Origin of the sequence: Inquilinus sp. Marseille-Q2685 (genome assembly GCF_916619195.1) — a bacterium.
Taxonomy (GTDB): domain Bacteria; phylum Pseudomonadota; class Alphaproteobacteria; order DSM-16000; family Inquilinaceae; genus Inquilinus.
The window spans coordinates 59,343-85,819 of record NZ_CAKAKL010000009.1; the positions used below are offsets into that span (position 1 = coordinate 59,343).

The 26,477-nt window shown below is 69.1% G+C and carries 22 protein-coding genes; 5 read left to right on the top strand and 17 right to left on the bottom strand.

Annotation, left to right across the window (positions count from 1 at the left end; genetic code table 11):
- Positions 1-207: 207 nt before the first annotated feature.
- Entirely contained in the window at positions 208-795 is a 588-nt protein-coding gene (locus tag LG391_RS29170; protein ID WP_225771680.1) for a hypothetical protein, read from the top strand.
- Between the two features lie 75 nt (positions 796-870).
- Here the strand turns inward: LG391_RS29170 and LG391_RS29175 are convergent, their stop codons facing one another.
- From LG391_RS29175 to sucC, 8 genes are all read right to left on the bottom strand, one after another.
- Positions 871-3,075, bottom strand: a complete 2,205-nt coding sequence (locus LG391_RS29175) for a xanthine dehydrogenase family protein molybdopterin-binding subunit (RefSeq protein ID WP_225771682.1) — start codon at positions 3,073-3,075, stop codon at positions 871-873.
- A 15-nt stretch (positions 3,076-3,090) separates the two neighbouring features.
- Positions 3,091-3,546 carry a (2Fe-2S)-binding protein gene (locus LG391_RS29180; protein WP_225771683.1) on the bottom strand — a complete coding sequence of 152 codons (456 nt, stop codon included), beginning with the start codon at positions 3,544-3,546 and terminating at the stop codon, positions 3,091-3,093.
- A gap of 125 nt (positions 3,547-3,671) precedes the next feature.
- Positions 3,672-4,253: a TetR/AcrR family transcriptional regulator gene (locus tag LG391_RS29185; protein ID WP_225771685.1), complete on the bottom strand. Its 582-nt coding sequence runs from the start codon at positions 4,251-4,253 to the stop codon at positions 3,672-3,674.
- A gap of 70 nt (positions 4,254-4,323) precedes the next feature.
- Positions 4,324-4,830 (bottom strand): hypothetical protein, encoded by a 507-nt coding sequence (locus LG391_RS29190; RefSeq protein WP_225771687.1) that lies wholly within the window; start codon positions 4,828-4,830, stop codon positions 4,324-4,326.
- A gap of 81 nt (positions 4,831-4,911) precedes the next feature.
- Positions 4,912-6,162 (bottom strand): 2-oxoglutarate dehydrogenase complex dihydrolipoyllysine-residue succinyltransferase, encoded by a 1,251-nt coding sequence (gene odhB, locus LG391_RS29195; protein WP_225771689.1) that lies wholly within the window; start codon positions 6,160-6,162, stop codon positions 4,912-4,914.
- A 62-nt stretch (positions 6,163-6,224) separates the two neighbouring features.
- Positions 6,225-9,155 (bottom strand): 2-oxoglutarate dehydrogenase E1 component, encoded by a 2,931-nt coding sequence (locus LG391_RS29200; protein WP_225772064.1) that lies wholly within the window; start codon positions 9,153-9,155, stop codon positions 6,225-6,227.
- A 305-nt stretch (positions 9,156-9,460) separates the two neighbouring features.
- Positions 9,461-10,336 carry a succinate--CoA ligase subunit alpha gene (sucD, locus tag LG391_RS29205; RefSeq protein ID WP_225771691.1) on the bottom strand — a complete coding sequence of 292 codons (876 nt, stop codon included), beginning with the start codon at positions 10,334-10,336 and terminating at the stop codon, positions 9,461-9,463.
- Entirely contained in the window at positions 10,336-11,532 is a 1,197-nt protein-coding gene (sucC, locus tag LG391_RS29210) for an ADP-forming succinate--CoA ligase subunit beta (protein ID WP_225771693.1), read from the bottom strand. Before sucC ends, sucD begins: the two co-directional genes overlap by 1 nt.
- A gap of 187 nt (positions 11,533-11,719) precedes the next feature.
- Between sucC and LG391_RS29215 the strand changes: the two genes are divergently transcribed.
- The 3 genes from LG391_RS29215 (at position 11,720) to LG391_RS29225 (ending at position 16,132) form a co-directional block, all read left to right on the top strand.
- Entirely contained in the window at positions 11,720-12,334 is a 615-nt protein-coding gene (locus LG391_RS29215) for a glutathione S-transferase family protein (RefSeq protein ID WP_225771695.1), read from the top strand.
- 272 nt (positions 12,335-12,606) lie between these two features.
- Positions 12,607-14,220 carry a M20/M25/M40 family metallo-hydrolase gene (locus LG391_RS29220; RefSeq protein WP_225771697.1) on the top strand — a complete coding sequence of 538 codons (1,614 nt, stop codon included), beginning with the start codon at positions 12,607-12,609 and terminating at the stop codon, positions 14,218-14,220.
- Between the two features lie 313 nt (positions 14,221-14,533).
- Entirely contained in the window at positions 14,534-16,132 is a 1,599-nt protein-coding gene (locus LG391_RS29225) for a M28 family metallopeptidase (RefSeq protein ID WP_225771699.1), read from the top strand.
- Between the two features lie 47 nt (positions 16,133-16,179).
- Here LG391_RS29225 and ugpC read toward each other — a convergent pair whose 3' ends face one another.
- The 6 genes from ugpC to LG391_RS29255 all read right to left on the bottom strand — a co-directional run bounded on the left by ugpC (position 16,180) and on the right by LG391_RS29255 (position 22,603).
- Entirely contained in the window at positions 16,180-17,262 is a 1,083-nt protein-coding gene (gene ugpC / locus LG391_RS29230; RefSeq protein WP_225771701.1) for a sn-glycerol-3-phosphate ABC transporter ATP-binding protein UgpC, read from the bottom strand.
- Positions 17,262-18,110: a sn-glycerol-3-phosphate ABC transporter permease UgpE gene (gene ugpE, locus LG391_RS29235; protein ID WP_225771703.1), complete on the bottom strand. Its 849-nt coding sequence runs from the start codon at positions 18,108-18,110 to the stop codon at positions 17,262-17,264. Before ugpE ends, ugpC begins: the two co-directional genes overlap by 1 nt.
- Entirely contained in the window at positions 18,107-18,991 is an 885-nt protein-coding gene (ugpA, locus tag LG391_RS29240; RefSeq protein WP_225771705.1) for a sn-glycerol-3-phosphate ABC transporter permease UgpA, read from the bottom strand. Before ugpA ends, ugpE begins: the two co-directional genes overlap by 4 nt.
- A 7-nt stretch (positions 18,992-18,998) precedes the next feature.
- Positions 18,999-20,300, bottom strand: coding sequence for a sn-glycerol-3-phosphate ABC transporter substrate-binding protein UgpB (gene ugpB / locus LG391_RS29245; protein WP_225771706.1), 1,302 nt, complete (start codon positions 20,298-20,300; stop codon positions 18,999-19,001).
- A 148-nt stretch (positions 20,301-20,448) separates the two neighbouring features.
- A complete protein-coding gene (glpK, locus tag LG391_RS29250; protein WP_225771708.1) occupies positions 20,449-21,945 on the bottom strand; it encodes a glycerol kinase GlpK in 1,497 nt (498 codons plus the stop codon).
- Between the two features lie 94 nt (positions 21,946-22,039).
- A complete protein-coding gene (locus LG391_RS29255) occupies positions 22,040-22,603 on the bottom strand; it encodes a RecX family transcriptional regulator (RefSeq protein ID WP_225771710.1) in 564 nt (187 codons plus the stop codon).
- A 335-nt stretch (positions 22,604-22,938) separates the two neighbouring features.
- Here LG391_RS29255 and nhaA point away from each other — a divergent pair, with 335 nt between their 5' ends.
- Positions 22,939-24,159, top strand: coding sequence for a Na+/H+ antiporter NhaA (gene nhaA / locus LG391_RS29260; protein ID WP_225771712.1), 1,221 nt, complete (start codon positions 22,939-22,941; stop codon positions 24,157-24,159).
- Here the strand turns inward: nhaA and LG391_RS29265 are convergent.
- The 3 genes from LG391_RS29265 to LG391_RS29275 form a co-directional block, all read right to left on the bottom strand.
- Entirely contained in the window at positions 24,125-25,042 is a 918-nt protein-coding gene (locus tag LG391_RS29265) for a lipid kinase (protein WP_255646921.1), read from the bottom strand. The two genes, nhaA and LG391_RS29265, sit on opposite strands and share 35 nt — an antisense overlap.
- 264 nt (positions 25,043-25,306) lie before the next feature.
- Positions 25,307-25,726, bottom strand: coding sequence for a Cu(I)-responsive transcriptional regulator (cueR, locus tag LG391_RS29270; RefSeq protein ID WP_225771714.1), 420 nt, complete (start codon positions 25,724-25,726; stop codon positions 25,307-25,309).
- Positions 25,727-25,855: 129 nt separating this feature from the next.
- Complete coding sequence (locus tag LG391_RS29275; RefSeq protein WP_225771715.1) at positions 25,856-26,407, bottom strand: MarR family winged helix-turn-helix transcriptional regulator; 552 nt, start codon at positions 26,405-26,407, stop codon at positions 25,856-25,858.
- Positions 26,408-26,477: the final 70 nt, after the last annotated feature.

Consider the following 26,477-nt stretch of genomic DNA (forward strand, 5'->3'; position numbering starts at 1 on the left):
GATCAATTGACCAATAAATATAATTCAATATGAATGTAAGTGGTTCTGAAAACAGATATCGTCAATGCTTAAGGAATTTTCCGATAAAGGAATGTTTTATTTTCTGAATCAAAGGGTTGTCGTGCCTGCCATATCGGGTTATGCGATATTACGTCTGCATTGCTCCGAATGCAGATCTTGTTGAAAGCGATATGGGAGATCCACGATATGGCACTCGATCTTCTCGGCGGCCTGCTTGGCGCTGTGGGGCAGCTCCTGGGCGGCGACAGCGGCAATCCGGTCGACGGTCTGGGCGATGGCCTGGGAGTCGGCCTCGACAAGGGAACGGAGGCCGGGAACAACGGCCTCCTGGGGGTTGTCGGCGGGGCGGCCGGCGGCATTGTCGGCCTGCTGATCGGTGCGGCCGACAATCTCGGGGATTCGCTCGACAAGATCCCGGTGCTCGGCGAAGTGCTCGGCGGTGTGTTGCATCTCGGGAGCGATCTCGTCAACGGGCTGGCCGTCACCGCGGTCGCGATCGTGGACGGCGCCCTCAGCCTCGGCGATGCCCTCGACCTCGGCCCGATCAGCCAGGTGCTGAACGGCGACACCGGAGGGCTGGCCGGCGGGCTCGGGACCGGCCTGCAGCTCGGGGTGGAATACGGGGCCGAGGTCAGCGGGGCCGGCCTGGCCGGGAGTGTCGGCGGGATCGTCGGCGGCCTGCTCGGCTTCGCCAACGGCACTCTCGAGAACATCGGCATCGACCTGGGGCTGGGCGGCGACGACCTGCCGTCGCAGGGCGACTATCTGCTGTAAGCCGGGCGCCTGAAACACATCGAGGCCCGCGCCGGGCGCGGGCCTCGATTCCGATGGTCGGCCGGACCCGGCCGTTCAGCTGCTGGTCAGCTTCGACAGGTCGAAGGGCAGCGAGCGCAGGCGCTGGCCGGTCGCGGCGAAGACCGCGTTGCCGATCGCCGGCGCCAGCCCGGGCACGCCCGGCTCGCCGATGCCGGTCGGCGCCTCGGCCGACGGCACGATATGCACCTCGACCTTCGGCATCTCCGACATCCGGGTCGGCTCGTAGGTGTCGAAATTGGCCTGCTCCACCTCGCCGTCCTTGAGCGTGATCCTGTTGCGCAGGACGACCGAGAGGGCGAAGCCGACCGACCCCTCGACCTGGGCCCGGATCACGTCGGGGTTGACCGCGATGCCGCAATCGACCGCCGCCACCACCCGGTCGACCTTCAGCGCGCCGCCCTCGACCGAGACCTCGGCCACGGTGGCGACATAGGTCTCGAACGACTTGTGCACGGCGACGCCGCGGCCCTTGCCGGCCGGCAGGGGCCGGCCCCAGCCCGCCTTCTCCGCCACCAGCGACAGCACGCCGGCATGCCGCGGCTGGTCGCGCAGCAGCGCCAGGCGGAAGGCGACCGGGTCCTGGCCCGCGGCATGGGCCAGCTCGTCGATCACCGTCTCCATCGCGTGGGCGGTGTGGGTGTGGCCGACCGAGCGCCACCACAGCACCGGCACGCCCTCCTTGGCGTTGTGCACCGTCGCGGTCAGGTCCGGCACCGCATAATGGGTGTCCGACGCGCCTTCGACGCTGGTGGCATCGATGCCGTCCTTCACCGCGAAGGCTTCGAAGGAGGTGCCGATCATGATCGACTTCCCGACGATCACGTGCTCCCAGCCGCTGATCTTGCCGTCCGCGTCCAGCCCGGCCCGGACCTTGTGGTAGACCATCGGCCGGTAGTAGCCGGCCCTCATGTCGTCCTCGCGGGTCCGCATCAGGTGGATCGGCGCCTTCATGCCAGTGGCCTTGAGGATCATCGCCGCCTCGGCCGCATAGTCCGCGGTCGGGGTGGCGCGCCGGCCGAAGGAGCCGCCGGTGTAGGCGGAGTTGATCGTCACCTGCTCCGGCTTCAGCCCCAGGATCGCGGCGATGGTCGCCTGCTCGACGGTTTGGAACTGGGACCCGGCCCACCAGATCGCGCCATCCTTGGTCGGCTCCAGCACGCCGTTCAGCGGCTCCATCGGCGCATGGGCGAGGTAGGGGAATTCGAACTCCGCCTCCACCAGCTTGGCCGCCTTCTTCAGAGCGGCCTCGGCGTCGCCGCGCTTGGCCGCGGGTAAGCCCGGCGTCTGCGCCAGGGCCTTGTAATCGGCCATGATCGCGTCGGTCGAGCGGCCCTCGGCCTGGGCAAAGTCCCAGTCGATCTTCAGCGCCTCGCGGCCCTTCATCGCCGCCCAGCTGTCCTTGGCGACGACCGCGACGCCGGTCGGGATGGTGACGACGTCGACCACGCCCGGCACCTGCTTCGCCGCCGTCGAATCGACGCTCTTGGCCGTGCCGCCGAAGCGCGGCGGATGGGCGACCAGCGCGGTCAGCTGGCCGGGGCGGCGGACGTCGATCGAGAAGCCGGCCTTGCCGGTGATCTTGGCCGGCGTGTCCAGCCGCGGCACATGCCCGCCGACCAGGGTGAAGGCCTTCGGGTCCTTCAGCGTGACGTCCGCCGGCGGGGTCAGCGCCGCCGCCTTGCCGGCGAGCTCGCCGAAACGGGCGGATCTGCCGGAGGCGTGCGCGACGACGCCCTTCTGCACGGTGATCTCGCCGGCCGGGACCTGCCACTCGGCGGCGGCGGCCTGCACCAGCAGGGCGCGGGCCGCGGCGCCGGCCTTCCGCAGCTGGTCCCAGGAATTGGCGATCGAGGTCGACCCGCCGGTGCCCTGGATCGGGCCGAAGGCGAGGTTGTTGTAGAGCTTGGCGTCGGCCGGGGCGAATTCGAAGCGCATCTGGCCCCAGTCGGCATCGATCTCCTCGGCCACGATGGTGACGAGGCCGGTGGTGACGCCCTGGCCCATCTCGCAGTGCTTGATCAGCACGGTGACGGTGTCGTCGGGGGCGACCCGGACGAAGGCGTTGGGGGCGAGGTCGCCGGTCGCGGCCATGGCGCGGCGGGCGAGCGGCAGATGGGCCGCGATCACCAAGGCGCCGCCCAGGGCGCTTGCGCCCTTCAGGAAGGATCGGCGGTTCGGCCTGGCGAGATCGTCAGCGGCCCCGGATGCGGCCGGGGCGACGATTGGCTGAGCAAACATGGGATCCTCTCCGGTTCAGGCCAGCTGCGCCGCGGCGTCGTGGATCGCGGCGCGGATGCGCTGATAGGTGCCGCAACGGCAGATGTTGCCGTCCATCGCGGCGACGATGTCGTCGTCGGTCGGCTTCGGCGTCTGGCTCAGCAGGCCGATCGCCGACATGATCTGGCCGGACTGGCAGTAGCCGCACTGCACCACGTCCAGCTTGGTCCAGGCGGCGCGCACGGCCTCGGCGACCTTGCCCGACACGCCTTCGATGGTCGTGATCTTGCTTTCGCCGACGTCGCCGACGAAGGTCTGGCACGACCGCACCGGCTGGCCGTCGAGATGCACGGTGCAGGCGCCGCACAGGGCCTGGCCGCAGCCGAACTTGGTGCCGGTCATGTCGAGGTGGTCGCGAAGGGCCCAGAGCAGCGGCATCTGCGGATCGATGTCGAGCTCGTGGTCCGCGCCGTTGATGTTCAGCTTCACCATGGTCGATGTCCCAATGTGGATGCGGTGCGGGGAACCGGGCACCGCGCCGGGCATGACGTCCGCGTTGGCCGCGGATCTAGGGTGTCTGCGCTAGATCGAACGTTCGATCTAATTCGATCAAAAATTTACGGGTGGCGGGCGACGGCGCGCCAGCACCCTTCCGCGATGTCGTCCAGCGTCGCATCGTCCAGCGGCGCGTCCGGGGCCCGCCGCGCCAGCCGCGCGGCCACGCCGAAGGACAGGTCGTAGACGATCTCCGACGGCAGCGGCTTGAACGGGCTGCCACCGTCGACGAAGCCCAGCCGCCGGGCCAGGACGGCGAAGTTCTCGTCCTCCTTGGCCAGCTCCTGCAGGTCGGTCGGGCAGTGATAGGGCGAGTTCTCGTACTGCTCGAGGAACCGGGCCTCCAGCCGGTGGGTGCGGTAGAAGTCGTAGGCGTTGCGCCAGGTCCGCTTGAACGCCTCCTTGGGGGAGACGCCGTCGACGCCGCCCTGCAGCATGGCCCGGGCCTTCACCGCCTTGACCTCGCGGTAGAGGTCGCGGATCAGCTCGTCCTTGCTGGCGAAGTAGTGGTAGATCACGCCGGGACTCGCGCCCGACCGCTTGGCGACCTGGGACATCGGCGTGTCGTGGAAGCCACGCTCCGCCACCAGCTCCAGCGTCGCCTTCAGGATCGCTTCCCGCTTGCTGTCGGTATCGGGGAACACGGAACCACACTCGATCGAACGTTCGTTCTAGTTGGTTAGCCGGTCCGTCCAGGTCAAGTCAAGGCACGCCTCAGCGTTTGGCGCAGTCGAAGATGGCCTCCAGCGCGGCGCCGGAGCCGGCGAGGGTGAAGGGCTCCGTGATCTCCGGCTCCGCCAGGCCGACGGTCAGCGCCTTGCCGCGGCGCAGGGTCTCGACCAGGGCCTTCATCTGGTCGGTGGTGAAGGCCTTGGACGGGCTCCAGTCGAAGCTGGTCGCAACCTCTTCGACCGTGACGGCCATCGGCACCGCCGTGGCCTTGCCGTCGACGGTGAAGGTCACCGGCACCGACTTCGCCTCGAGCGCCAGCTTGCGCGGCAGCGAGAACACGACATAGGCGCCGATACGGCTGGCCTGGCTGCCCTGCGGCGCGATGTCGTCGGCGCAATAGACGCCGAGATGGGCGCCGCCGGCATTGGTCAGCCCGGCATAGGCCGTGCCCATGTGTACGCCGGTGCCCCAGCCCTCGGCCTCCTGGGCCGAGGCCGGCGCTGCGATGGTGAGCAGGACGGGCAAGGCGAAGAGAGAAGCGCGGATCAAGCCGGGGCTCCCGAAACGAAGAAGGGCACGTTGCCTTCTAGCATGACGCGCAGGAGCGCGTCGGCGTGCCCTTCCGGTCGATCACATGTCGAGCAGGATGCGCTGCGGATCCTCCAGGCACTCCTTGACCCGGACCAGGAAGGTCACGGCCTCGCGCCCGTCGATGATGCGGTGGTCGTAGGACAGGGCCAGATACATCATCGGCCGGATCTCGACCTTGCCGCCGATCGCCATCGGCCGCTCCTGGATCTTATGCATGCCCAGGATGCCGGACTGCGGCGGGTTCAGGATCGGCGTCGACATCAGCGAGCCGTAGACGCCGCCGTTCGAGATGGTGAAGGTGCCGCCGGTCAGCTCGGCCATCGACAGCTTGCCGTCGCGCGCCTTGCGGCCCAGCTCGCCGATCGTCTTCTCGACCTCGGCGAAGGACAGGGCGTCGGCGTCGCGCACCACCGGAACCACCAAGCCGTTCGGCGTGCCGACGGCGACGCCGATGTCGTAGTAGTTCTTGTAGACCAGATCGTCGCCGTCGATCTCGGCGTTGACCGCCGGCAGCTCCTTCAGCGCCACGATGCAGGCCTTCACGAAGAAGGACATGAAGCCCAGCTTCACGCCGTGCTTCTTCTCGAAGCTGTCCTTGTACTGGTTGCGCAGCGCCATCAGCGCCGTCATGTCGACCTCGTTGAAGGTCGTCAGCATGGCGGCGTTGTTCTGCGCCTGCTTCAGCCGGGTGGCGATGGTCTTGCGCAGCTTGGTCATGCGCACCCGCTCCTCCCGGTCCTTCTGCGGCCGCGGGCCGCTCTCCGGACGGGTGAAGGCGGGGACCTCGATCACGGTGCCCGAGGCGGCAGCGGCCGGCTTGGCGCCGCCGGAAGCCGCGGCCTGCGCGTCCTCCTTCAGGATGCGCCCGCCCTTGCCGCTGCCGGCGATGGCGCCGGCGTCGAGGTTGTTCTCGGCGATGATCTTGGCCGCCGACGGCATGGCGATCGGCGCATCGCCGCCATTGGTCTTGGCCGGGGCCGGCGCGGCCGCGGGAGCGGCGGCGGGGTTGGCCGCCTCGGCCTTGGCCGCCGGCTTGGCGGCCGGGGCGCCCGAGCCCTCGCCGATGCTGCCCAGGAGGGCGCCGACCTCGACATTGGCGCCTTCCTCGGCGGCCACCGATTCCAGCACGCCGGCCGCGGTCGCGTTGACCTCGAGCGTCACCTTGTCGGTCTCGAGCTCGACCAGCGGCTCATCCATGGCCACGGCCTCGCCCGGCTTCTTCAGCCAGCGGGCGACGGTGGCCTCGGTCACCGACTCGCCCAGGGCGGGCACCTTGATCTCGACGCTCATAGAGTCTCCATTCCTTCCGGTCCGTTCGGGCACACGGGCCATTTGGACTAAGTTGGCCGGGATCAGCCGACCGACAGGGCTTCGTCGACCAGCTTGGCCTGTTCCTGGTTGTGGCGGCGCAGCAGGCCGGTGGCCGGGGCCGCGGCCTCAGGCCGGCCGGCATAGCGCGGCCGGGCGCTGCGATGGCCGATCTCGGCCAGCGCGGCCTCGATCTTGCGGTCGACGAAGTACCAGGCGCCCTGGTTCTCGGGCTCCTCCTGGCACCACACCACCTCGGCGTTCGGATACTTCGCCAGCTCCGCCCCCAGCGTCTTGCGCGGGAACGGGAACATCTGCTCCAGCCGGATGATGGCGACGTCCTTCAGGCCGCGCTCCTCGCGCTCCTTCTTCAGGTCGTAATAGACCTTGCCGGAGCAGATCACGACCCGCCGCACCTTGTCGCCGGCCACCAGCTCCGCCGTCTCGCCCAGCACGCGGTGGAAGGTCGAGCCGTTGGTGAAGTCGTCCAGGGTCGAGACGCAGTCCTTGTGGCGCAGCAGCGACTTCGGCGTGAACACCACCAGCGGCTTGCGGAAGTCGCGGTGGATCTGCCGTCGCAGCGCGTGGAAGTAGTTGGCCGGGGTGGTCAGGTTCACCACCTGCCAGTTGTCCTCGGCCGACTGCTGCAGGTAGCGCTCGATGCGGGCCGAGGAATGCTCCGGCCCCTGGCCCTCATAGCCGTGCGGCAGCAGCATCACCAGGCCGGACATGCGCAGCCACTTCTGCTCGCCGGAGGAGATGAACTGGTCGATGATGGTCTGGGCGCCGTTGGCGAAGTCGCCGAACTGCGCCTCCCACAGCGTCAGGGCCCGCGGCTCGGCCAGCGAGAAGCCGTATTCGAAGCCCAGCACCGCGAATTCCGACAGCGGGCTGTCGTGCACCTCGAAGGCGGCCTGGCCCTCGCGGATGTGGTTCAGCGGGACGTAGCGCTCCTCGGTCTCCTGGTCGACCAGCACCGAATGGCGCTGGCTGAAGGTGCCGCGGCCGGAATCCTGGCCGGACAGGCGCACCGGGATGCCCTCGGCCACCAGCGTGCCGAAGGCCAGCGCCTCCGCCGTGGCCCAGTCGATGTCGCGGCCGGTCTCGATCATCTGCGCCTTGGCCTTGAGCTGGCGCACGACCTTGGAGTTGACGTTGATGCCGGGCGGAACCGTGCTGATCGCCTTGCCGACCTCGCGCAGCAGCGCGTCCGGCGCGGCGGTGGTGCCGCGGCGATCATCGCCCACGGCCGCGGTCAGGCCCGACCAGGCGCCGCCCAGCCAGTCCGCCTTGTTGGGCTTGTAGGTGGTCGAGCCCTCGAACGCTTCCTCCAGATGCTTCTGGAAGTCGCGCACGACCGCCTCGGCGCTCTCGGCCGTCAGCAGGCCTTCCTCGATCAGCTGCCGGGCGTACAGTTCGCGCACCGGCGGGTGCTTGGCGATGGTCTTGTACATCAGCGGCTGGGTGAAGGCCGGCTCGTCGCCCTCATTGTGGCCGAAGCGGCGGTAGCAGAACATGTCCACCACCACGTCGTGGCCGAACTTCTGCCGGAACTCGATGGCGATGCGCGAGGCATGCACCACCGCCTCGGCATCGTCGCCGTTGACGTGGAAGATCGGCGCCTGGACGGTCCGCGCCACGTCGGTGCAGTAGGGCCCCGACCGGGAATAGACCGGCGCGGTGGTGAAGCCGATCTGGTTGTTGATGACGAAATGGACGGTGCCGCCGACGCGATAGCCCTTGAGGTCGGACATCATCAGCGTCTCGGCCACCACGCCCTGGCCGGCGAAGGCGGCGTCGCCGTGGATCAGCAGCGGCAGCACCGCGGTGCGGTCCTCGTCGCGGCGCTGGGTCTGCTTGGCGCGGACCTTGCCGATCACGACCGGGTTGACGCATTCCAGATGCGACGGGTTGGCGGTCAGCGACAGGTGCACGGTGTGGCCGTCGAAGTCGCGGTCCGACGAGGTGCCCAGATGGTACTTCACGTCGGCCGAGCCCTGGACGTCGTCCGGGTTGGCCGGGTTGCCCTGGAACTCCGAGAAGATCGCGGCGAAGGGCTTGCCCAGGAAGTTGGCCAGCGTGTTCAGGCGGCCGCGATGGGCCATGCCGATCACGATCTCCTCGAGGCCCAGCTGGCCGCCGCGCTTCAGCACCTGCTCCAGCGCCGGGATCATCGCCTCGCCGCCGTCCAGGCCGAAGCGCTTGGTGCCGGTGTACTTGACGTTGAGGAAGCGCTCGAAGGTCTCGGCCGCGGTCAGGCGCTCATAGATGGCGCGCTTGCCCTCGGGGGTGAACTCGGTGCGGTTCTCGATGGTCTCGATCCGCTCCTGGATCCAGGCGCGCACCGCCGGATCCTGGATGTGCATGTACTCGACGCCGATATGGCCGCAATAGGTGGCGCGCAGCCGGGTCACGATCTGGCGCAGCGTCGGCGTGTCCAGGCCCAGCTGCCCGGCGACGTAGATCGGCCGCTCCATGTCGGCTTCGGTGAAGCCGTAGGTGGCGGGGTCCAGGTCCGGGTGCGGCTTGTTGTGCACGGTCAGGCCGAGCGGGTCGAGATCGGCCAGCAGGTGCCCGCGGACGCGATAGGCGCGGATCAGCTGCATCGCGCGCAGCGTGTCGTGCGCGGCGCGGCGGATGGCATCGGCATCCGGGGCCGCGGCAGGTGCCGCCGCCGGCGCCTTGCCGGGCTTCGCACCCCCCTTGGTCGAACCGGGGGCCGGCGCTTCAGTCGGCGGCTCCAGTGCGAAGGCCTCGCCCAGGCCGTTCAGCTTGACCGCGGGGACGGCGCCGTTCTGCGGGCTCCAGGACGGTCCGGTGTCGACCTCCGCCTCGCCCTCGCCGAGGCCGGCGAAGAAGGCGCGCCAGCTCTCGTCCACCGAGGCCGGATCGGCCCGGTAGCGCTCGTGCAGCTCGGCGATGAAATCGGCATTCGGGGCGAACAGGAAGGAGCTTTGCTCCGACGGGCTACCCATCATTTCCAACGGCCGGTCTCCGGCCGTTTCCCTGGCGGTCGGTGGCCGCGTTGACGCCGCGGCCGGGCGGTCCCTGGCGGGACGGGGCTCCAAGTGGCGCGCAACCTACGCCGAAAGTCCAAGAGATGAAAGATATGTCGGGCGCGGAATGAGCAATTTCCGGCGTCATTACGACAGATCACCCACGCAAAGAACGCAAACGCGACATCTGGACCGACACGACTGGTCCGAATCGGCAGAGTCCGGACATGAAAAGGCCCCGACCGGCAGGACCGGTCGGGGCCGAATCCCGGCTGCGAAGGGGATCAGCCCTTCATCGCCGCAAGCATGGTCTTGCCGAGTGCGGCCGGTGAGTCGGCGACGGCGATGCCGGCGGCCTTCAGCGCCTCGATCTTGTGGTCGGCGGTGTCGTGGCCGCCGGAGATGACGGCGCCGGCATGGCCCATGCGGCGGCCCGGGGGCGCGGTACGGCCGGCGATGAAGCCGACCACCGGCTTCTTGGTGCCGCTGTCCTTCAGGAACTCGGCGCCCATCACCTCGGCGTCGCCGCCGATCTCGCCGATCATGATGATGCCCTCGGTCTCCGGGTCGCCGAGGAACAGCTCCAGCGCGTCGACGAAGTTGGTGCCGTTCACCGGGTCGCCGCCGATGCCGATGCAGGTGGTCTGGCCGAGGCCGGCCGCCGTGGTCTGCGCCACCGCCTCATAGGTCAGCGTGCCCGACCGGCTGACGATGCCGATCTTGCCGCGCTTGTGGATGTGGCCCGGCATGATGCCGATCTTGCACTCGCCCGGCGTGATCACGCCCGGGCAGTTCGGCCCGATCAGCCGGGTGGCCGAGCCCGCCAGCGCCCGCTTGACCTTGACCATGTCCAGGACCGGGATGCCCTCGGTGATGCACACCACCAGCGGGATCCCGGCGTCGATCGCCTCCAGGATCGCGTCCGCGGCGAAGGGCGGCGGCACGTAGATCACGGATGCGTTGGCGCCGGTCTGGTCCACCGCCTGGGCCACGGTGTCGAACACCGGCAGGTCGAGGTGCCGGGTGCCGCCCTTGCCCGGGGTGACGCCGCCGACCATGCGGGTGCCGTAGGCGATCGCCTGCTCGGAATGGAAGGTGCCCTGGGCCCCGGTGAAGCCCTGGCAGATCACCTTGGTGTTCTTGTCGACGAGAACGGCCATCACGCGGCCTCCTTCACGGCACGGACGATCTTCACTGCGGCGTCGCCGAGGTCGTCGGCCGACAGGATCGGCAGACCGCTCTCGGCCAGGATCTGCTTGCCGCGCTCGACATTGGTGCCCTCCAGCCGCACCACCAGCGGCACGTGCAGCGACACCTCGCGCGCGGCCTCGACCACGCCCTCGGCGATCACGTCGCAGCGCATGATGCCGCATAAGATGTTGGCCAGGCTGCCTTCGGCCGTGGCGTCGGACACGATCAGCCTGCAGGCTGTCGTCGCCCGCTCGCCCGTGGCGCCGTGGCCGACATCCAGGAAGTTGGCGGGCTCCCCGCCCTCCAGCATGATGATGTCTATGGTCGCCATGGCGAGGCCGTCACCGTTGTCCATGCAGCCGATGTTGCCGTCGAGCTTGACGTAATTCAGCGACGCCTTCTCCGCCTCGGTCTCGGTCGGGTCCTGCTCGCTCTCGTCGCGCAGTTCCTCGACCTCCTTGTGGCGGAACAGGGCGTTGTCGTCGAAGCCCATCTTGGCGTCGAGCGCGATCAGCTGCCCCGCACCCGTCACCACCAGCGGGTTGATCTCCACCAGCGACGCGTCGAGCTCGGTGAAGGCGCGGTACAGCGCCTTCAGGAAGCCGACCGCGGCATTGACCTGCTTGCCCTCGAGGCCGAGGCCGAAGGCCACCTTGCGGGCATGGAAGTCCGACAGCCCCGTCGCCGGGTCGATGGCGATGGTCAGGATCTTCTCCGGCGTGGCCTCCGCCACCTCCTCGATCGCCATGCCGCCCTCGGTCGAGGCGATGATCGTCACCCGGCCGCTCTTGCGGTCGACCAAGAGCGACAGATACAGCTCGCGGGCGATGTCGCAGCCTTCCTCGACATAGATCCGGCCGACCTCCTTGCCCGCCGGCCCGGTCTGCACCGTCACCAGCGTCCGGCCCAGCATCGCCCCGGCATTCGCCGCGACGTCCTCGACCGACTTCACCACCCGGACACCGCCCTTGCCCTGCGGATCCTCCTGGAAGTGGCCCTTGCCCCGGCCGCCCGCATGGATCTGCGCCTTGACGACGTAAACCCCGCCGCCGAGACCCTCCGCCACACGCACCGCCTCCTCCGGCGTGTACGCCACCCCGCCGCGCGGCACCGGCACGCCATAGCGCCCCAGCAGCCCCTTCGCCTGATATTCGTGGATGTTCATGGACCGTCCGTCCTGGGTGAGAGCGCGGCGCCTGAGGCCGCCCGCGAAACGGGCCGCACAATAGCATCTGAATCTCAGGGGGCAACCGAGTCGCTGCAATGCAGCAAACCGCGGGATGCAAGCCGTTGATCCCCGCCGGTTTCGCGCCATCATGGTTGCGATGGTCCGGATGCGGGAGGATGCGGCGATGTACAGGCTGTACTGGAACAAGGACACCGGCGCCTTCGCCCCCGACATCGTGCTGCGGCTGGCCGGCGCGCCCTGCGAGCGGATCCGCGTCGACCACAAGGCCGGCGAGCACCGCCATCCCGACTATCTGCGCCTGAACCCGATGGGCGAGATCCCGACACTGGTGCTGCCGGACGGCACGGTGCTGACCGAATCGGCGGCGATGATCCTGCATCTGGTCGACGCCCATCCCGGGGCCGGGCTGGCGCCGTCGCCCGGCAGCGCCGACCGCGCCCGGTTCGACCGCTGGCTGGTGTTCATGGCGGTGAACCTGTATGGCGCCGTGCTGCGCCAGGCCTATCCCGAGCGCTTCACCACCGACCCCGCCGGCGCGCCGGGGGTGCGGGAGGCGGCGGACCGCGCCGTCGACCGCTACTGGGCCCTGATCGCCGATGCGCTGGTGCCGGGCCCCTTCCTGCTCGGCGAGCGCAGGACGGCCGCCGACCTTTACCTGCTGCTGCTGCTGACCTGGTACGATTTCCGCGAGGAGATGACGCCGCTCAGCACCCTCTGGGACCGGCTGCTGGCCGATCCCGCCGTGGCGGAGACCTGGTCCGACTACTTCTCCGGCTGAGTGGTTGTGGCAGTCATCGGATATCGGTCCAAGATTTTGTCTGGCAAATGGTCGAGTTGATGTCGGCAAGTTCAAGATCTGAAATGGCTGTTAATGTATAACATCAAGTGATTGAAGGACATTCCAAGCAAATTGATCTAAATCTGTAATGTTGACGACTGTCCCGGCGCTGCCGGACAGTGCTGCAACGTGGGGGGCTGGCCGGACCGAGGCCATTTGTTTGCGATCCGGGCGGCCACAAGCCCCACCGCAACACACAAGGGGGACCCATCGTGAGACTGCGTCATCTGGCGGCCGCCGCACTGGCGTCCGTCGTCGCCCTTCCCGTGTCTTCCGCCCTGGCCCAATCGGGGGCCGCGATCACCAAGGCCTCCGCCAGCACTCTGTCGCTGGGCAACCCGCTCGGCGACCTGATCACGGCGCTGATGAGCGCGGACCTGCAGCGGGCGGTCACCGTCAACGGCATCCGCCAGCACCTCGCCGCGCTGCAGCGGATCGCCGACGCCCATGATGGCAACCGTGCCGCCGGCACCTCCGGCAGCATCGCCACGGTCAACTACCTCAAGCAGCGGCTGCAGCGCGCCGGCTACCGGGTGACCGTGCAGAACTTCGACATCCCGTTCTACCAGGAGCTCAATCCGGGCACCTTCGCCGAGCTGACGCCGACCCCGAAGACCTTCGTCGACCTCACCGATTTCACCACGATGCCATTCTCGGGATCGGGCGACGTCACCGGCCGGCTGGTGCCGACCAACGACATCGAGATCCCGCCTGCGCCGGCGCCGAACTCGACCAGCGGCTGCGAGCCGGCGGACTTTCCGGCCGCGGTGTCCGGCCAGATCGCGCTGGTGCAGCGCGGCACCTGCGACTTCAGCGTCAAGGCGGCCAACGCCAAGGCGGCCGGCGCCAAGGCCGTGGTGATCTTCAACGAAGGCCAGCCCGGCCGGACCGATCTCTACCCGACGGCCGCCATGGACGTGCCGATCGATATCCCGGTGCTGAAGGCTACCTTCGACGTCGGCGCCGACCTCTATGCCCAGACCCAGGCCGGCCCGGTGACGGTGCACATCACCACGGACACGCTGTCCGAGATCCGGCCCACCTCGAACGTCATCGGCGAGACCTGGTTCGGACGGCCGGACACGGTCGTGGTGGTCGGGGCGCATCTCGATTCGGTGCAGGCGGGCCCGGGCATCAACGACAACGGCAGCGGCACCGCCGCCAATCTCGAGGTCGCCGAGCAGCTGGGCCGCCGGCAGCTGCTGCTGCGCAACAAGGTGCGGTTCATCTTCTTCGGCGCCGAGGAGCTCGGCCTGCTCGGCTCCGAGCACTATGTCGCCTCGCTCAGCGACACCGAGCGCGCGAAGATCAAGGCGATGCTGAACTTCGACATGGTCGGCTCGCCGAACTATGTGCGCTTCGTCTATGACGGCAACGGCTCCGACACGCCGGATCCGGGCCCGAACGGCTCGGGGCTGATCGAGAACGTCTTCCTGGCGCATTTCGCTCAGAAGAACCTGGCCACCGCTCCCACCGCCTTCGACGGCCGGTCCGACTACGGCCCGTTCATCGACGCCGGCATCCCGGCCGGCGGCCTGTTCAGCGGCGCGGAAGGGATCAAGACGGCGGCCGAAGCGCGGATCTATGGCGGCACTGCGGGCCAGCCCTATGATTCCTGCTATCACGAGGTCTGCGACACCATCGCCAATATCAGCAACGCGGCGTTGGACCAGTTCAGCGACGCCATTGCCAACTCGGTCGTGGTGTTCGCCCAGCGGCGCGACCCCGTGGTCGACCCGGCCGGGCCGGCCGCCTCGGCCGCCAAGCGGATCGCCCGGACGGCGACGAAGGGCGCGCTGTACAAGGGCCCGCTGATGATCCGCTGACGCAAGGCGGCAGAAAGATGGGTTCGGGGTCCGGACGGCGACGTCCGGACCCCGTTCTATTTTAACGGAGATAGTAATTTGTCAGGCAAAATCTCGACTGAGACCCGAAACCTGCAGATTTGTCAGGCTAAATTTCGACTCCATCAAATTTCTGCAAATACAGTCTAAAAGAAGATTCAACAATTCCATTGACGTGTTTCCGGAGGATGCTGGACAGTGCTGACCCAAGTGGGGAGGCTGGCCGGAACACGGCCATTCGATTGCGATCCGGGCGGCCATAAGCCCCACCGCAACGACTTGAAGGGGGACCATCGTGAAACTGCCTCATCTGGCGGCCGCCTTGCTGGCGGCCGCCATCGCGATCCCTGCGTCTTCGACCCTGGCCGCAACCACCAGTGCCGCCCCGTCGGCCGCCGCCCAGCGCGGCCTGATCGGCGACCTGATCACCGCGCTGATCAGCGCCGACCTGCAGCGGGCGGTCACCGTCACCGGCATCCGCCAGCACCTGACCGCGCTGCAGGCCATCGCCACCGCCCATGGCGGCAACCGCGCCGCCGGCCTGCCGGGCTACAAGGCCTCGGTCGACTATGTGAAGCAGCGGCTGCAGCGCGCCGGCTACCGGGTCACCGTCCAGCCGTTCCAGTTCGATTTCTTCCAGGAGACCGGCACGCCGGAGTTCGCGCGGGTGTCGCCGTCGCCGCGGACCTATGCGCACCACACCGACTTCGCGACCGCGCTCTACTCCCTCTCGGGCGAGGTCACCGCCCGGGTGGTGCCGACCAACAACATCGTCCTGCCGCCCACGCCGGAGCCGAGCTCGGCCAGCGGCTGCGAAGCCGCCGACTATCCGCCGGAGACAGCCGGGGCGATCGCGCTGATCCAGCGCGGCACCTGCACCTTCGCCCAGAAGGCGGAGATGGCGGAGGCGGCCGGCGCCGTCGGGGTCATCTTCTTCAACGAAGGCCAGCCGGGCCGGACCGAGGTGGTCGAGGGCGTGGGCCTCGGCGCGCCCCGGCCGTATCCGGGGGTCTTCGCCAGCTTCGAGGTCGGCAACGAGCTGTACACCCAGGCCCAGTCCGGCCCGGTCACCGTCCGCATCAAGGTCGAGGCCATCAACGAGCCGCGGACGACCTGGAACGTCATCGCCGACACCTGGTTCGGCAACCCGAACAGGATCGTCACGGTCGGCGCGCATCTCGATTCGGTGCAGGTCGGCCCGGGCATCAACGACAACGGCAGCGGCACCGCCGCCAACCTGGAAGTCGCCGAGCAGGTCGGCCGCCGCCAGCTGCTGCTGCGCAACAAGGTGCGCTTCGCCTTCTGGGGCGCCGAGGAGCTCGGGCTGCTCGGCTCGACCCACTATGTCGAGACGCTGAGCGACGCCGAGAAAGCGAAGATCCTGCTGAACCTGAACTTCGACATGGTCGGATCGCCGAACTTCGTGCGCTTCGTCTATGACGGCAACGGCTCCGACACGCCCGATGCGGGCCCGGACGGCTCGGGCCTGATCGAGAACGTGTTCCTGGCGCATTTCGCGCAGAAGAACCTCGCCACCAGCCCCACCGCCTTCGACGGCCGGTCCGACTATGGCCCGTTCATCGAGGTCGGCATTCCGGCCGGCGGCCTGTTCAGCGGCGCCGAGAACGTCAAGAGCGAGGCCGAGGCGCGGATCTATGGCGGCACCGCCGGCCAGCCCTACGACGCCTGCTACCACGCGCCCTGCGACGGCATCGCCAACATCAGCAACACGGCGCTGGACCAGTTCAGCGACGCGATCGCGAACTCGGTCATCGTGTTCGGGATGCGGCGCGACCCGGTGGTCGACACCGGGGAGTTCGCGGCCTCGGCCGCCAAGCGCGCCGCCTCGGCCAGGCGCAGCCCGCTGTTCAAGGGCGCGCTGACCATCCGCTGAGGGCAGCGGTTTGATGATCGGGGTCGGGCTGCATGCCCGGCCCCTTTTTATCCGAGGGCGCGCCCGGTGTCGGGGTCGAACAGGTGCAACTGGTCCTCGGGCACGGCGAAGGCCAGGCGGTCGCCGCCGCGCACCGGCACCACGCCGGGCAGCCGGGCCAGCAGCGTCGCGCCGTCGCTGAACCAGCCATGCACCACCGTATCGGCGCCCAGCGCCTCGACCAGCCCGACCGCGACCTCCAGCCGGTGCTCCGGGTCGGACGCGCCGTCGAGGTCCAGATGCTCCGGCCGGATGCCGGCCAGGACCTTCCGCCCGCCCAGCCCCGCCGCCCGCTGGGTGGCGACGCGCTGGCCGCCGGGCAGCACCACGCCGCGTCCGTCCGCCGCGACCTCGGCCGGCAGGAAGTTCATCGAGGGCGAGCCGATGAAGCCGGCGACGAAGACCGAGGCCGGCTTCAGATAGATGTCGAGCGGCGGGGCGACCTGCTCGGCCGCGCCGCCATTCATCACCATGATCCGGTCGGCAAGGGTCATGGCCTCGACCTGGTCGTGGGTGACGTACAGGCTGGTGACGCCGAGCCGCGACTGCAGCCGCTTGATCTCGATCCGCATCTGGGTGCGCAGCTTGGCGTCCAGGTTGGACAGCGGCTCGTCGAACAGGAACACGGCGGGCTCGCGCACGATGGCGCGGCCCACGGCGACGCGCCGGCGCTGGCCGCCGGACAGCTGCCGCGGCTTGCGCTCCAGCAGGGCCGACAACTCGAGCGTCTGTGCCGCCTCCCGCACCCGCCGGTCGATCTCGGCCTTCGGCAGGCCCTGGATGCGCAGCCCGTAGGCCATGTTGTCGTAGACCGACATGTGCGGGTACAGGGCGTAGTTCTGGAACACCATGGCGATGTTCCGGTCCTTGGGCTCTAGCCTGTTCACCACCCGGCCGCCGATCGCGATCTCGCCGCCGCCGATGCTCTCCAGCCCCGCCACCATGCGCAGCAGGGTGGACTTGCCGCAGCCGGACGGGCCCAGCATGACCAGGAACTCGCCGTCGGCGATGGCGCAGTCGATGCCCTTGATCGTCTCCTGCGCGGCGCCGGGATAGGTCTTGCGGACCTGGCGGATCTCGACGGTGGCCATTATTTCTCGCTCTCGATCAGGCCCTTCACGAACCATCTCTGCATCAGCAGAACGATCACCACCGGCGGGATGATGGCCAGGATGGTGGTCGCCATCACCAGGTTCCATTCGGTGTCGGCGTCGGTGAAGGAGATCATCTTTCGCAGGGCGATGATGATCGTGTTCATGGCGTTGTCGTTGGTCACCAGCAGCGGCCAGAGATACTGGGTCCAGCCGTAGATGAAGGTGATCACGAACAGCGCCGCGATGTTGGTGCGCGACAGCGGCAGCAGGATGTCGCGCAGGAAGCGCAGGGCCCCGGCGCCGTCGATCCGCGCCGCCTCCACCAACTCGTCCGGCACGGTCAGGAAGAACTGGCGGAACAGGAAGGTGGCGGTGGCCGAGGCCATCAGCGGCACGGTCAGCCCGGCATAGGTGTCGAGCAGGCCGAGATTCACGATGACCTGGTAGGTCGGCACGATGCGCACCTCGACCGGCAGCATCAGCGTGACGAAGATCATCCAGAAGAACACCAGCCGCAGCGGGAAGCGGAAGAACACGATGGCGTAGGCCGACAAGAGCGAGATGGTGATCTTGCCGACCGCGATCGCCAGCGCGACCACCGTGGTGTTCCACAGCACCCGGACCATGTCGACGCCGCCGATCCGCCCCGATCCGCCGAACAGCGCGCCGCCGTAATTGGCCAGGAACTCGCCGCCCGGCACCAGCGGCAGCGGCGGCGACAGGATCGCCCGGGTCGGGTAGGTCGAGGCGATGAAGGTGTAGTAGACCGGGAAGGCGACCAGCGCGATCCCGACGATCAGGACGAAATGGGCCAGCAGGGTGCCGAGCGGGCGGTTCTCGATCATGCGTAATGCACCCGGCGCTCGACATAGCGGAACTGGACGAAGGTCAGCGCGATCACCAGCGCCATCAGGATCACCGACTGCGCGGCCGAGACACCCATCTGTTGATTCACGAACCCGTCGTTGTAGACCTTGTAGACCAGGATCTCGGTCGACTTGCCCGGGCCGCCCGAGGTCACGGCGTGGATGATGCCGAAGGTGTCGAAGAAGGCGTAGACGGTGTTGACCACCAAGAGGAAGAACGACACCGGCGAGATCAGCGGGAAGACGATGGTGCGGAAGCGGTGGGCCGGCCCGGCGCCGTCGATCGCCGCGGCCTCGATCAGGCTCTTCGGGATCGCCTGCAGCCCGGCCAGGAAGAACAGGAAGTTGTAGCTGATCTGCTTCCAGGCGGCCGCGGCCACCACCAGCGTCATCGCCTGGCCGCCGTTCAGCAGCGGGTTCCAGTCGAAGCCGGCCTGGCGCAGCAGCACCGCCAGCGTGCCCATCGACGGGTTGAACAGAAACAGCCACAGCATGCCGGCGATGGCCGGGGCGATGGCGTAGGGCGACAGCAGCAGGGTGCGGTACAGGCCCTGGCCGCGCACCACCCGGTCGGCCATCACCGCCAGCAGCAGCGCCACCACCAGGGCCGAGACCGCGACCGCCAGCGAGAACACGACGGTGACCTGCAGCGAGTTCAGATAGGCCGGGTCGGCCAGCACCCGGCCGAAATTGTCCAGCCCGACGAAGCGGGTCCGGAGGCCGAAGGGATCCTCGCGCAGCATCGACTGGCGGATCGCCTGGGCGGCCGGCCAGAAGAAGAACACCAGCGTGATCGCGATCTGCGGCGCCACCAGAAGATAGGGCAGGACCCTGTTCGGAAAGATCGCGCGGCGGTTCATGCGCGGCTTACAGGTCCGCGGCTTCCTTGATCGCGGCGTTGGCGCGCTCGACCGCCTTGTCCAGCGCGGTCTTGGCGTCCTGCTGGCCGTTCAGCATCAGCTCCAGCTCCTCGTTGATGATGTCGCGGACCTGCGGCAGGTTGATCACCCGCACGCCCTTGGAGTTGTCGGTCGGCGCCTTGCCCATCATCTGCAGGATCGGGATCTCGCGGCCCGGGTTCTTGTCGTAGAAGCCGGACTTCTTGGTCTCCTCATAGGCCGCCATGGTGATCGGCAGGTAGCCGGACTTCTGGTGCAGCCGGGCCTGGATCGGGGTCTGCGACAGGAACTCGAAGAACTTGGCCACGCCCTTGTATTCGGCCTCGGGATGGCCGGCCAGGACCCACAGGCTGGCGCCGCCCGGGATGGTGTTCTGCGGCGCGCCCGCCGCCTCCGGATAATAGGGCAGGGTGCCGGTGCCGAAGTTGATGCCGGACTTCACCACGTCGCCCAGCCCGCCCGAGGATTCGGTCAGCATGGCGCATTCGCCGCTGGTGAACTTGGTCTTCGCCTCGGAGGTGCGGCCGCCATAGGAGAAGACGCCGGCCTTCTGCAGGTCGGCGATGGTCTGGAAGTGGCGGACATTGAGGTCGCTGTTGATCAGCAGCTGCGGGTCCAGCCCCGCCAGGCCGTTCTGCAGGGTGGCGTAGGGGATGTTGTTCCAAGCGGCGAAGTTCTCGAGCTGGATCCAGGTCAGCCAGGTCGAGGTGAAGCCGCAGGCCCAGCCTGCCGCCTTGATCTTCTTCGCCGCATCGAACAGCTCGGGCCAGGTCTTGGGCGGCGCGTTCTCGTCCAGCCCCGCCTTCTTGAAGGCGTCCTTGTTGTAGTAGAGGATCGGCGAGGAGCTGTTGTAGGGGAAGGACAGCAGCTCGCCGTCGGCGGTGCTGTAGTAGCTGACCACGCCGCCGAGATACTGCGACTTGTCGAAGGTCACGCCGTCGGCCTGCAGCACCTTGGCCACGGGGACCACGGCGCTGGACGCCGCCATCATGGTGCCGGTGCCAGCGTCGAACACCTGCAGGATGTGCGGCGGCTGGCCGGCACGATAGGCGGCGATGCCGGCGTTCAGCGTCTCCGGATAGGTGCCCTTGAACACCGGCACGACCTTGTAATCGGCCTGGCTGTCGTTGAACTCCTTGGCCAGGGTCTCGACCACCTCGTTGTTCGCCCCGGTCATGGCGTGCCACCACTGGATCTCGGTGGCGGCGAGGGCGGGCAGGCTGAGGGTCAGGGCCGCGGCGGCGGCGGCCGTGGCAAGGCGCAGTTTCATGGCGACTCTCTCCCCGTGTGTTTGGCCGAATATTGTGGCCCGGCGCTCTCAGGGGCGCCGCATTCCCGCACCATGCCAGCGCGCCGGGTCTTTTGCGACTATTTTCGTATCCGCGCATCGGGACGCGCAAACGCGCCCCGTCGGACCGTCAGCGCGGGGCCCCCCGGGCCCGCCGCACGGCCTTCTGCCAGCCTTCGTACAGCCGGCTGCGGGTGCCGGCCGGCATCGACGGCTCGAACAGCCGGTCGCGCTGCCAGGCCTCGGCGACGGCCTCGACCGAGGGGTAGACCCCGGCGGTCAGGCCGGCGAGATAGGCCGCGCCCAGCGCCGTGGTCTCGATCACCTTCGGCCGCTCGACCGGGGTGTCCAGCATGTCGGCCAGCATCTGGCACAGCCAGTCGTTCGCCACCATGCCGCCGTCGACGCGCAGCGCCTGCGGCCGGGCGCCGCCGTCCGCCGTCATCGCCTCCATCAGGTCGCGGGTCTGGAAGGCCACGGCCTCCAGCGCCGCGCGGGCGATATGGGCCGAGGTCGAATCCCGGGTCAGCCCCAGGATCGTGCCGCGCGCATCGGGGTCCCAATGCGGCGCGCCGAGGCCGGTGAAGGCCGGCACCAGATACACCCCGGCGGAATCCTCGACCGACCGGGCCAGGGTCTCGCTCTCGGCCGCGCTCTTGATGATCTTCAGCCCGTCGCGCAGCCACTGGATGGTGGCGCCGGCGCTGAAGATCGCGCCCTCGATCGCATAGGTCGGGCGGCCGTTCACCCGGTAGGCGGTGGTGGTCAGCAGGCGGTGCTTCGAGATCTTCGGCTTGTCGCCGATGTTGAGCAGGGCGAAGCAGCCGGTGCCGTAGGTCGACTTGATCATGCCCGGCTTGAAGCAGGCCTGGCCGAAGGTCGCGGCCTGCTGGTCGCCGGCCATGCCGGTGATCGGGATCGCGGCGCCGAACAGGATCTTGTCGGTGGTGCCGAAATGATGCGCGTTGTCGTGCACCTCCGGCAGGATCGCGCGCGGGATCCGGAACAGGGCCAGGAGGTCGTCGTCCCAGTCCTGGGTCCGGATGTTGAACAGCATGGTGCGGCTGGCGTTGGTGGCGTCGGTCGCATGCACCCGGCCGCCGGTCAGCCGCCACAGCAGGAAGCTGTCGACCGTGCCGAAGGCCAGCTCCCCGGCCTCGGCCCGCCGCCGCGCATCGGGCACGGTGTCGAGCAGCCAGGTCAGCTTGGTGGCGGAGAAGTAGGAATCGATGATCAGCCCGGTCTTGGCCTGCACCGCGGTCTCGTGCCCGGCCGCCGCCAGCTCGCGGCAGAATCCCGCGGTGCGCCGGTCCTGCCAGACGATGGCGTAGTGCAGCGCCCGGCCGGTCTGGCGGTCCCACAGCACCGCCGTTTCGCGCTGGTTGGTGATGCCGATCGCGGCGATGTGGTCGGCGGTCAGCCGGGCCCGGGCGACGGCGTCGCGGCAGGCCGAGACGGTGTCGGCCCAGATCCCCTCCGGATCGTGCTCGACCCAGCCGTCGGCCGGATAGATCTGGCGCAGCTCCCGCTGCGCGCTGGCCACCGGCCGGCCCTGGGCGTCGAACACGATCGCCCGGGTCGATGTCGTCCCCTGGTCGATCGCCAGGACATATGTGCGTCGCCGCATCCGTCTTCCCCTGCCCCGACCATGTTCGGAATGCACTATCCGAAGCGCGTTTCCGAACGTCAATGCACCACCATGGCCCCTTGCGACGGCGGACTCAGTCCTCCGCCGTCTCCAGCGCCGCCGCGTCCGGCGCGTCGACCACCGCCCGGCACAGGCCGGGCGCGAAGCCGGCCCGGGCCAGCGCCGCCAGGTCGCGCATCCGGTGCGCGGCCCTTTCGGCCTCGGCCCGGAACGGCCCCAGCCGGCGCCGGCGCGCCAGCCGGATCGCCGCCGCCCGGTCCGGATCGTCCCCGGGCGCGCCGCCATACAGGGACAGGGCCGCGTCCGCAACTGTCTCGTCGATGCCGGCCTCGCGCAGCTTGACCCGGATGGCGCGGGTGGACCGGCCGCGCCGGGCCAGGCCGGCGATCCGCATCTCGGCGAATTGCGCGTCGTCCAGCAGCTTCGACCGGGCCATGCGGTCGAGCAGGGCCGCGATCCGGGCCTGCACGGCCTCGACATCGACCTCGGCCCCGGCCTGCAGGGCGCGCCGGATCCGGCGCTGCAGCACCCGGCGCAGCTGGCCGGTCGAGGCGGCGTAGCGGCCGAGATAGTCCAGCGCCGCCCGCTCCAGGGCGGCGTCGTCGAGCGCGGGCGGGCGGCGGGGAGGGCGGGCCATGCGCGACACTGCCGTGTCGGGGGCGGTGATGCCAAGGACGGTGTGAGCTGATCTGGCCTTTTACTCTCCCCCTCCCCTCGCGGGAGGGGGCGGGGGGGTGTCGATGAGGAGAGCCGGCGCGAGGTGATAAGGGCCGCTGCCGGACTGGGCTGGTCCTTCGACATCGGTCCGACGGTGCCAAACCCCTCCCCCTACCCCCTCCCGCAAGGGGAGGGGGAGGATAAAAATGGCACAATCCGATCCTGCGGATAGGTGAGCTTCACCCCGATTCCGGTTGAGCCAGCTCTGGCTATCGCCCAATTTGTCGTCCTCGACACGACGCCGGATAGGAGCCGATGCCCGAGACCGTGAAGACCTGGCTGGTCCGCAAGCCGATCTCGGCGATCCGCTCCTTCCTCGAGATCGAGGCGGCGGGCGGCATCGTGCTGATGGCGGTGGCGGTGCTGGCCCTGATCGCCGCCAACTCGCCGCTGGCCGGCGCCTATGACGGCCTGCTGCACCTGCCGATGGGGCTGCGCATCGGCGACCTGGCGCTCGAGAAGACGCTGCTGCACTGGGTCAATGACGGGCTGATGGCGGTGTTCTTCCTGCTGGTCGGGCTCGAGATCAAGCGCGAGATCCTGCAGGGCGAGCTGTCGTCGCGCGAGACGCTGATGCTGCCCGGCATCGCCGCGCTCGGCGGCGTCGTCCTGCCGGCCCTGATCTACGCCGTGATCAATGTCGGCGACCCTGTGGCGCTGCGCGGCTGGGCGATCCCGGCCGCGACCGACATCGCCTTCGCCCTCGGCGTGCTGTCGCTGCTGGGCAGCCGGGTGCCGGTGTCGCTGAAGGTGTTCCTGACCGCGCTGGCGATCATCGACGACGTCGCCGCGGTGGTGATCATCGCCCTGTTCTACACCGGCGACATCTCGCTGCCCTTCCTGGCCTGGGCCGTGGCCGGCGTGGCCGTGCTGGGCCTGTTCAACTGGCTCAGGGTGCAGGCGCTGTGGCCCTATCTGGTGGTCGGCGCCGTGGTCTGGCTGTTCGTGCTGAAATCCGGCCTGCACGCCACGCTGGCCGGGGTGGTGCTGGCGTTCCTGGTGCCGCTCGACCGCACCGCGGAGGACGAGGACGAGCCGCCGCTGCTGCGGCTCGAGCACAGCCTGCACGATGTCGTCGCTTTTCTGGTGGTGCCAGTCTTCGGCTTCGCCAATGCCGGCGTCTCCTTCGCCGGCGCCAGCCTGTCGAGCTTCCTCGAGCCGGTGCCGCTCGGCATCGCCGCCGGGCTGGTGCTGGGCAAGTCGCTGGGCGTCGGCGTCGCCGCCTGGGCGTCGATCCGCCTCGGCGTCGCGGCGCTGCCGGCCGGGGCGACCACGGCCCAGCTCGGCGGCGTCTCGGTGCTGGCCGGCATCGGCTTCACCATGAGCCTGTTCATCGGCGCCCTGGCCTTCGAAGACCCGGCGCTGCAGGCGGCGACCAAGATGGGCGTGCTGGCCGGGTCGCTGGTCGCGGCCATCCTCGGCAGCCTGTGGCTGCTCGCGGTCAGCCGGCCGCGGCCGGTGCCGGCGGAGGAGTGACGGCCGGGGCGATCAGCAGCGGGGTGTAGACCCGCACCGCCCTGGGCAGCACCCGGAACCGGGCCGGGGTCTGGGTCGTCACCTCGCCGTCGGTGTTGACGTCGCGCGGCCGACGGGTGCGGATCTCGACCGACCGGCAGCGGAAGGCGTGCACCTCGTCCCAGCGGCCGTGCCGCCCGGCGCGGAAGGACGGGTACATCAGCGCCAGCCACATCCAGTGGTCGACCTCGATCGAATAGACGTCGAGCATGCCGTCATCCGGCGCCGCGTCCTCGGCGATGCTCATGCCGCCGCCGTAGAAGCGGCCGTTGCCGACCGCGATCTGGATGCTCTTGCCGCGGATCACCCGCCCGTCATCGGCCCGGATCTCGGCCGAGAAGCGCTTCAGCCGCCGCACCAGCCGCAGCGCGGCCAAGGCATAGCCGAAGCGGCCCCAGCGCTTCTTGGTGCCGCCGTCCAGCGACTTCGCCAGCTCGACGCTCATGCCCAGGCTGGCGACGTTGAAGAAGGGCCGGCCATTGACCTCGCCCAGATCGATGCTGCGCATCCGGCCGTCGACGATGACCTGCGCGGCGGCCACCGGGTCGGCCGGCAGCTCCAGCGTCCGCGCCAGGTCGTTGGCGGTGCCCAGCGGCAGGATGCCGAGCGGCAGCCCGGTCTCGATCAGGGCCGGGGCGGCATGGTTCAGCGTGCCGTCGCCGCCGCCGATGATGACGCATTCGACCGCGGCGGCATGGCGCCGGATCAGCGTGTCGACATCGTCGTGCAGCGGCCGCACCGGCTCGACCCCGCCATCGGTCAGGGTCCTGATCACGGCATCCAGGCCGGTCTCGGCCCGGCTGGCCTTCGGGTTGACGAGGAACAGCGCCCGCCTAGCCTGCATTTCCCAAACTCCTTGGGTCCTGCGCCGCCGTCCCATGCCCGCAGGGCAGGAGCCGCGCGCCGCGCGATGCAGCACATCGGGCAAGCGTGGCGACGCACCCTGCGGACATGGGGCGACGGCCCGCAGGGTCGCCTTGCGGCGGCCGCCTGCGGGCGCGGGCCACTCGACCGTATATCCCGATACGCTCTTCGTGGCCCGCGCCCTCATTCGACTCACCGCAAGGCGACGCAGGGCCCAAGGGGTTTGGGAAATACAGGCTTTCGATCATCGCATTGCGGCGATCGCCACCGGGCCTTCCGGCGCGCCGGCCAGCTCGTCGATGATCGGGCAGCCGGGGTCGGCGTCGTCGGGGCATCGGCGCACCAGCCGGCCCAGGCTCTCCCGCAGCGCCTCCAGCTCGCGGATCTTCTCGTCGATCTCGACCATCCGGGCCGAGGCCAGGGCCTTCACCTGCGACGAGCAGCGCGTCGGGTCCTCGTACAGGGACAGGAGGGCGCGGCACTGCTCGATGGAGAAGCCGAACTCGCGCGACCGGCGCAGGAAGCGCAGCACCTCCAGCGTATGGGCCCCGTAGTCGCGGTAGTTGTTGTCGCGCCGGTCCGGCCGGACCAGCCCGATCTCCTCGTAATAGCGGATCGTCTTCGCCGGCAGGCCCGAACGCCGCGCCGCCTCGCCGATGTTCATCGCCGTCGTCTCTCCCTCGCCCCGCGCAGTGGATCAAATCGGGCGCCCGCTGCCAAGCGCCGATGCGGCGCCGTAGCGGGCGAAGGTGAGAACGAATTCCGCTGCCGCTTGTTCCGGGGCCGTCCCGGATCAGCGCGGCTCGTCGCCGCGCGGCGGATCGCGCTCGATCCCGGCGATCAGCTTGCGCAGCAGGGCCGCGAGTGCCGCGCGGTCCTGCGGGTCCAGGGCCTGCAGGAAGGCGGCTTCCTTGGCCATGTCCGCGCGGAAGGCCGCCTCGGCCCGCGCCGCGCCCGCCTCGGTCAGCACCACCAGCACGCTGCGCCCGTCCTGCGGAGACTTCTCGCGCCGGATCAGCCCCGCCTTCTCCAGCCGGTCCAGCCTGTGGGTGAGGCCGCCCGACGAGATCATCAGCGCGGTGTACAGCTCCGTCGGCGTCAGCCGATAGGGCGGCCCGGACCGGCGCAGGGTCCCGATCACGTCGAACTCGCCGCGGTCGAGGCCGAAGCCGGCGAAGGTGGCCTCGATGCTGCCGCGCACCAGGTTCGACAGCCGGTAGGCCCGCCCAAGGATCGCCATCGGCCCGGTGTCCAGATCGGGCAGCTCCCGTGCCCATTGCCGGCGCAGCCGGTCGACATGATCGCCATCCGCCTGGCCGTCGGTCTCTTCAGCTCCGTCGGTCATCCGTCCCTCTCCCGCGGCGCACCGCCGGGCGAGACATACGCCTTCCCGGGCGGTCAGCCAATATATCTTG

What these genes read in the sequence shown, in the direction of transcription:
- LG391_RS29170 (WP_225771680.1), top strand. Translation starts at nt 208, where the DNA reads ATGGCACTCGATCTTCTCGGCGGCCTGCTTGGCGCTGTGGGGCAGCTC.
- LG391_RS29175 (WP_225771682.1), bottom strand. Translation starts at nt 3,075, where the DNA reads ATGTTTGCTCAGCCAATCGTCGCCCCGGCCGCATCCGGGGCCGCTGAC.
- LG391_RS29180 (WP_225771683.1), bottom strand. Translation starts at nt 3,546, where the DNA reads ATGGTGAAGCTGAACATCAACGGCGCGGACCACGAGCTCGACATCGAT.
- odhB (WP_225771689.1), bottom strand. Translation starts at nt 6,162, where the DNA reads ATGAGCGTCGAGATCAAGGTGCCCGCCCTGGGCGAGTCGGTGACCGAG.
- LG391_RS29200 (WP_225772064.1), bottom strand. Translation starts at nt 9,155, where the DNA reads ATGGGTAGCCCGTCGGAGCAAAGCTCCTTCCTGTTCGCCCCGAATGCC.
- sucD (WP_225771691.1), bottom strand. Translation starts at nt 10,336, where the DNA reads ATGGCCGTTCTCGTCGACAAGAACACCAAGGTGATCTGCCAGGGCTTC.
- sucC (WP_225771693.1), bottom strand. Translation starts at nt 11,532, where the DNA reads ATGAACATCCACGAATATCAGGCGAAGGGGCTGCTGGGGCGCTATGGC.
- LG391_RS29215 (WP_225771695.1), top strand. Translation starts at nt 11,720, where the DNA reads ATGTACAGGCTGTACTGGAACAAGGACACCGGCGCCTTCGCCCCCGAC.
- ugpC (WP_225771701.1), bottom strand. Translation starts at nt 17,262, where the DNA reads ATGGCCACCGTCGAGATCCGCCAGGTCCGCAAGACCTATCCCGGCGCC.
- ugpE (WP_225771703.1), bottom strand. Translation starts at nt 18,110, where the DNA reads ATGATCGAGAACCGCCCGCTCGGCACCCTGCTGGCCCATTTCGTCCTG.
- ugpA (WP_225771705.1), bottom strand. Translation starts at nt 18,991, where the DNA reads ATGAACCGCCGCGCGATCTTTCCGAACAGGGTCCTGCCCTATCTTCTG.
- ugpB (WP_225771706.1), bottom strand. Translation starts at nt 20,300, where the DNA reads ATGAAACTGCGCCTTGCCACGGCCGCCGCCGCCGCGGCCCTGACCCTC.
- glpK (WP_225771708.1), bottom strand. Translation starts at nt 21,945, where the DNA reads ATGCGGCGACGCACATATGTCCTGGCGATCGACCAGGGGACGACATCG.
- LG391_RS29255 (WP_225771710.1), bottom strand. Translation starts at nt 22,603, where the DNA reads ATGGCCCGCCCTCCCCGCCGCCCGCCCGCGCTCGACGACGCCGCCCTG.
- nhaA (WP_225771712.1), top strand. Translation starts at nt 22,939, where the DNA reads ATGCCCGAGACCGTGAAGACCTGGCTGGTCCGCAAGCCGATCTCGGCG.
- LG391_RS29265 (WP_255646921.1), bottom strand. Translation starts at nt 25,042, where the DNA reads ATGCAGGCTAGGCGGGCGCTGTTCCTCGTCAACCCGAAGGCCAGCCGG.
- cueR (WP_225771714.1), bottom strand. Translation starts at nt 25,726, where the DNA reads ATGAACATCGGCGAGGCGGCGCGGCGTTCGGGCCTGCCGGCGAAGACG.
- LG391_RS29275 (WP_225771715.1), bottom strand. Translation starts at nt 26,407, where the DNA reads ATGACCGACGGAGCTGAAGAGACCGACGGCCAGGCGGATGGCGATCAT.